General features: G+C 70.4%; 8 protein-coding genes. 4 read left to right on the forward strand and 4 right to left on the reverse strand.

Annotated elements, in window-relative coordinates; all coding sequences use genetic code 11:
- Nucleotides 1–59 precede the first annotated feature (59 nt).
- Entirely contained in the window at nt 60–434 is a 375-nt protein-coding gene (locus tag D7V77_RS40215; protein WP_233597523.1) for a cupin domain-containing protein, read from the reverse strand.
- A gap of 38 nt (nt 435–472) precedes the next feature.
- Between D7V77_RS40215 and D7V77_RS40220 the strand changes: the two genes are divergently transcribed.
- Nucleotides 473–1,549, forward strand: a complete 1,077-nt coding sequence (locus D7V77_RS40220) for a folate-binding protein YgfZ (protein WP_120581476.1) — start codon at nt 473–475, stop codon at nt 1,547–1,549.
- Here D7V77_RS40220 and D7V77_RS40225 read toward each other — a convergent pair.
- Genes D7V77_RS40225 through D7V77_RS40235 form a run of 3 tightly spaced genes read right to left on the reverse strand, consistent with a single transcriptional unit; the run spans nt 1,536 to nt 3,210 of the window.
- Nucleotides 1,536–2,345: a sigma-70 family RNA polymerase sigma factor gene (locus tag D7V77_RS40225; protein WP_120581477.1), complete on the reverse strand. Its 810-nt coding sequence runs from the start codon at nt 2,343–2,345 to the stop codon at nt 1,536–1,538. The two genes, D7V77_RS40220 and D7V77_RS40225, sit on opposite strands and share 14 nt — an antisense overlap.
- Nucleotides 2,326–2,772, reverse strand: coding sequence for a DUF6691 family protein (locus D7V77_RS40230; protein WP_120581478.1), 447 nt, complete (start codon nt 2,770–2,772; stop codon nt 2,326–2,328). Before D7V77_RS40230 ends, D7V77_RS40225 begins: the two co-directional genes overlap by 20 nt.
- Nucleotides 2,773–2,784: 12 nt before the next feature.
- Nucleotides 2,785–3,210: a YeeE/YedE family protein gene (locus D7V77_RS40235; RefSeq protein ID WP_120581479.1), complete on the reverse strand. Its 426-nt coding sequence runs from the start codon at nt 3,208–3,210 to the stop codon at nt 2,785–2,787.
- Nucleotides 3,211–3,309: 99 nt separating this feature from the next.
- Here D7V77_RS40235 and D7V77_RS40240 point away from each other — a divergent pair, with 99 nt between their 5' ends.
- The 3 genes from D7V77_RS40240 to D7V77_RS40250 form a co-directional block, all read left to right on the forward strand.
- On the forward strand, nt 3,310–4,011 hold the full coding sequence (locus tag D7V77_RS40240) for an MBL fold metallo-hydrolase (RefSeq protein ID WP_120581480.1): 702 nt from the start codon (nt 3,310–3,312) through the stop codon (nt 4,009–4,011).
- A gap of 31 nt (nt 4,012–4,042) precedes the next feature.
- Nucleotides 4,043–4,366: a rhodanese-like domain-containing protein gene (locus tag D7V77_RS40245; protein ID WP_120581481.1), complete on the forward strand. Its 324-nt coding sequence runs from the start codon at nt 4,043–4,045 to the stop codon at nt 4,364–4,366.
- 14 nt (nt 4,367–4,380) lie between these two features.
- Nucleotides 4,381–4,851: sulfite exporter TauE/SafE family protein (locus tag D7V77_RS40250; RefSeq protein ID WP_147452322.1), on the forward strand; the 471-nt coding region annotated here is incomplete at its 3' end.

Below are 4,851 nucleotides of genomic sequence, written 5' to 3' on the forward strand. Positions count from 1 at the left end.
GGAGACGTGGGCGCGGAGTATGGCGCGGCCCGTGACGCAGTGGCACTGCACGATGCGTCCTACCGCGAAATCCTCCGGATAACGGGGGAGGATCGCGCCTCCTTCCTCCACGGCATGGTGACCCAGGGGGTCATCAGGACGAGGAGGCGGGCGTTGTCCGGGCCGTCATTGACGACGCCGTGTTCGGTGCCCGCGGGGGCGAAAAGGGTGGAACCGGGGCCATGCGCCGCTTCCTCGTCGCCGATGCGGAAGCGGCAGCTTCCCTCCAGCACGAGGTACACCTTGTCGGACGTGGCATGCCGGTGGGGCTTCTGCGCCTGGCCCGGGGCCAGGCAGTAGACGTCGAGGAAGAAGCGACCCGACTGGAAGACGGAGTGCTTCTGGAGCTTCTCCAAGGAGAAGCCCTGGAAGGCCGAAAGCTGCTTCACATCCATCGTGGCATCCGCTCCTGCGCCTCTATATAGCGACGGGCATGGAACCGCTGACGCTGCATTTTGTTCACGAGCAGGTGGGTGCCCGCTTCATTTCGGTGGGCGGCCGCGAGGTCGTGGCCGGGTATGGAGACGTGGGCGCGGAGTATGGCGCGGCCCGTGACGCAGTGGCACTGCACGATGCGTCCTACCGCGAAATCCTCCGGATAACGGGGGAGGATCGCGCCTCCTTCCTCCACGGCATGGTGACCCAGGAGGTGAAGAACCTCCCGGTGGGCTCGGCCGCCTATGCCGCCCTCATCACGGTGAAGGGCGCCATGGTGGGAGATGCACGCATCCTCAAGCGGGAGGACGACCTCCTGCTGGACCTGGAGCCCGGCCTGGGCGCCAAGGTGCGGGAGTTCCTGGACAAATACCTCATCTCCGAGGACGCGGAGCTGCACGACGGCACCCCGGAATGGGGCTGGCTGAAGCTGCTCGGCCCCCGGACGGCCCAGGTGCTGGCCGCCGTCCCGGGCGGCCCCTCGGAGCTTCCGGCGCCCCTGTCCAGCCGCAAGGCGTCCATCGCTGGCCAGGAGGTGTTGCTCCTGGGGACGGCGCTGCCGGGCGGGCTGTCCGGCGTGGACGTGCTGGTGCCGCGCGCGGGGCTGGAGGCGGTGTGGGCGGCGCTGGTCCAGGCGGGCGGGGCGCACGGGCTGAAGCCGCTGGGGTTCGACGCGCTGGAACTGGTGCGGGTGGAGGCGGGGGTGCCGCGCTACGGGCAGGACATGGTGGACACCACCATCCCGCTGGAGGCGAACCTCACCAACGCCATCTCCTACAACAAGGGTTGCTACATCGGGCAGGAGGTCATCGCCCGGGCCACCTTCCGCGGGCACATGAACCGCAAGCTGGCGGGGCTGCTGCTGGGTGAGAAGGACGTGGCGCCCGGCACGGAGCTGCGCCGCGGGGAGAAGAAGGTGGGCTGGGTCACGAGCGTGGTGACGTCCCCGGTGAAGGGTCAGCGGGTGGCGCTGGGCTACGTGCACCGAGACTCGCTGGAGCCGGGCACGGAGCTGACGTTGGGCGAAGGCGCGGGCACCGTCACGGTGGCCGCCCTGCCCTTCACGGCCTCGTAGCCTGAGACAGCGCCTGGCGCACCGCCGCGCGCACGGGCGCGGGCACCTCGTCCCCTGGAATGCGCCGGCACAGGGACACCGTGCGCTTGAGCGAGTCGCACGCCTCGGTACAGCGCGGGCAGCGCGACAGATGGTCCTCCAGACGCACGCAGGTGGCCTGGTCCACCTCCTGCGCGGCGAACCCGGAGAGCTCCCGCGCCAGCTCCGGGCACGCCGGGGCCTGCTCTTGGGCGCCCTCCCCCATCAGCGTGGAGAGGTGTTCGCGCAGCTGGAGCCGCGCGCGGTGCAGCCGGCTCTTGAGCGCCCGCACCTCGATGCCCACCACCTTCGCCGCCTCCTCCGCCGGCAGGCCCTCCACGTCCCGGAGGATGAGCACCTCCCGGTGGGCTTCCGGCAGCGCGAGGATGGCCGCCTGCAACACCTCCCCCATCTGCCGCGCATGGGACACCACGTCCGGGGTGGCAGCCTCCGCGGCGACGTGGGTGGCCGCGGGAGAGTCGAGGGGCTGGAACTCCTCGGGTGCTCCGGCGCGCTTGCGGCGCAGGCGGAGGCAGTGCGTGCGGGCCACCTGATACAGCCACGTGGACAGCTCCGCGTCGCCCCGGAACGAGTGGATGCCCTGGAAGGCCGCGAGCAGCGTCTCCTGGAGCACCTCCTTCGCGTCCTCCTCCGAGCCGCACATGCGCAGGCCAAAGCGGTACACCTGCTTCTCGTGGCGGGCGAGGACCTCATCCAGCGCCTTGTCGTCGCCAGCGCGCGCGGCCTCCATCAGCTGCTCATCGGTTCGCGTCGACATCACCCGGTCGCCTCCTCCACGCTCGCGGTCCTTGAGCAAGGTACATGCCGGCGAACATGGCGGGCACGAAGACGAGCAACTGCGTCGCACCGGTGGCGAGCGAGGTGAGCGCGGGGCCAGGGCAGTAGCCGCCGAGCCCCCAGCCCACGCCGAAGAGGCCCGCGCCCACGAGGAGCCCGCGGTCCACCCCGCGGGCGGAGAACGTGGGGAACTTCGCGGCGAACAGGGGCCGCTCACGTCCGAGGATGAGGGGCCGCAGCGCCGCGTGCACGGCGATGGCGCCGCCCATCACGAACGCGAGCCGGTAATCCCAATCCCCCGCGATGTCGAGGAAGCCGAGGACGTTGGCCGGGTCCGTCATGCCGCTGATGCCCAGGCCGATGGCGAAGAGGAGGCCGCTGAGAAACGCACTGATGTTTGAACGCATGGAGGGCTTTCCCTAGAGGACGTGGCGGATCAGGAAGACGGTGAGGACGCCGGTGGCCATGAAGGTGAGCGTGGCCGCGATGGAGCGGGCCGAGCCGCGGCTGATGCCGCAGACGCCGTGCCCGCTGGTGCAGCCGTTGCCCAGCCGCGAGCCGAACCCCACCAGCAGTCCGGCCCCCACCAGCAGCAAGGCGCCGCCCGCGCTCAAGGACGTGGGGGCCGGGAAGGAGCCAGGGCGCAGCCACGCCAGCAGCAGGCCCCCGGTGAGCAGTCCGGCGAGGAAGAGCACGCGCCAGGCGACATCCCCGCGCACGGGGGCCAGCAGCGAGCCCACCACGCCGCTGATGCCGGCAACCCGGCCATTGGCCAACAGGAGCAAGGAGGCACTCAGGCCGATGAGCGCCCCACCCAGGAGGGGAGGGAGGAGGGAGGAAATCATGTCCTGTAAGAGCCAGATTCGGAGGTGGAGGATTCCGCCAGGGGAAGGCCCTGAATCCTTTTGTCCGCCCCCTGGCTCTCAAGGACAGGAGGCTTCGACATGATTTTCCGCCAGCTTTTCGACGCAGAGTCCTCGACCTACACCTATCTCCTCGGCGACGAGTCCACGCGGCAGGCCGTCCTCATCGACCCTGTCATCGAGCAGGTCGACCGGGATCTGAAACTGGTGGGCGAGCTCGGCCTCACCCTCACCCACGTCTTCGATACCCACGTGCACGCGGACCATGTCACCGCGTCCGGCGTGCTGCGCGAGCGCACGCAGGCCACGGTGGTGGGGAGCAAGGGAGGAGCCGCCTGCGCCAACGTCCAGGTGGGCCACGGAGACGAGGTGCGCGTCGGGCAGTGCGTCTTCCAGGTGCTCGCCACCCCGGGGCACACGGACGACAGCGTCAGCTACCTGCTGGGCGACCGCGTCTTCACCGGGGACGCGCTGCTCGTGCGCGGCAACGGCCGCACCGACTTCCAGAACGGGAACGCGAGCCAGCTCTACGACAGCCTCACCCGCGTCCTCTTCCGCCTGCCGGATGAAACGCTCGTCTACCCCGCGCACGACTACCACGGTCACCTGGTGACGAGCATCGGCGAGGAGAAGCGACACAACCCGCGCGTCGCGGGCAGGAGCCGGGAGGAGTTCATCGAGGTGATGAACAACCTCCACCTGCCCAAGCCCAGGAAGATCGACGTCGCCGTCCCAGCCAACCGCGCCTGTGGGCACACGGCGCCTTCTCCGCAGGGGGCCTGAAGTCCCCTGCCCTTCCCAACAGGAGCAAGCCATGACACCCCATCACCCCTATCAGGACCTCACGCCCTCGCAGCTCGACACGCTCGGCCCCGAGGTGCGGCGCATCGACGTGCGTGAGCCGGACGAGTTCACGGGCCCCTTGAGCCACCTTCCCGGAGCGGAGCTCGTCCCGCTGGGCACGCTGGAGGCGGCGGCCGCGTCGTGGCCGCGGGAACAACCGCTGCTGCTCATCTGCCGCTCGGGTGGGCGCTCCGCGAAGGCGGCGCAGGCGCTCGCCCAGCGTGGCTTCAAGCACCTCTACAACCTGGCGGGCGGGATGCTCGCCGTGCGCGAACCCCGCGCGCCCCAGGGCTAGCGGAAACGGACCCCATGCCCATCCTCGGCTTCTCGCTCGCGGCCCTCATCGGCCTGTCGCTCGGCCTGCTCGGCGGCGGCGGCTCCATCATCACCGTCCCCATCCTCGTGTACGTCCTGGGCTTCGGGGCCAAGGAGTCCATCGCCATGGGGCTGGCCGTGGTGGGCGTCACCAGCCTCTTCGGAGCGGCGGGCCACTGGCGCAAGGGCAACGTGCGGCTCCGGGCGGCCTTCGTCTTCGGGGCGGTGGCCATGGTGGGCACCTACGCGGGGGCGCGCCTGTCCGTCTTCGTCTCGGGCACCTTGCAACTGCTGCTCTTCGCCACGGTGATGCTCGTGGCCGCCTTCTTCATGTTCCGCAACGGCCGCAAGGAGGCCGCGCTCGCCGCGCGCCAGGAGTCCGCGCCCGTGCCCGAGCCCCGCAAGGCATCCTTCCCCGTCATGGCCCTGGCCGCGCTCGGCGTGGGTGGGCTCACGGGGCTGGTC

The sequence above is a fragment of the Corallococcus sp. CA041A genome (assembly GCF_003612075.1).
GTDB classification, from domain to species: Bacteria; Myxococcota; Myxococcia; order Myxococcales; family Myxococcaceae; genus Corallococcus; species Corallococcus exiguus.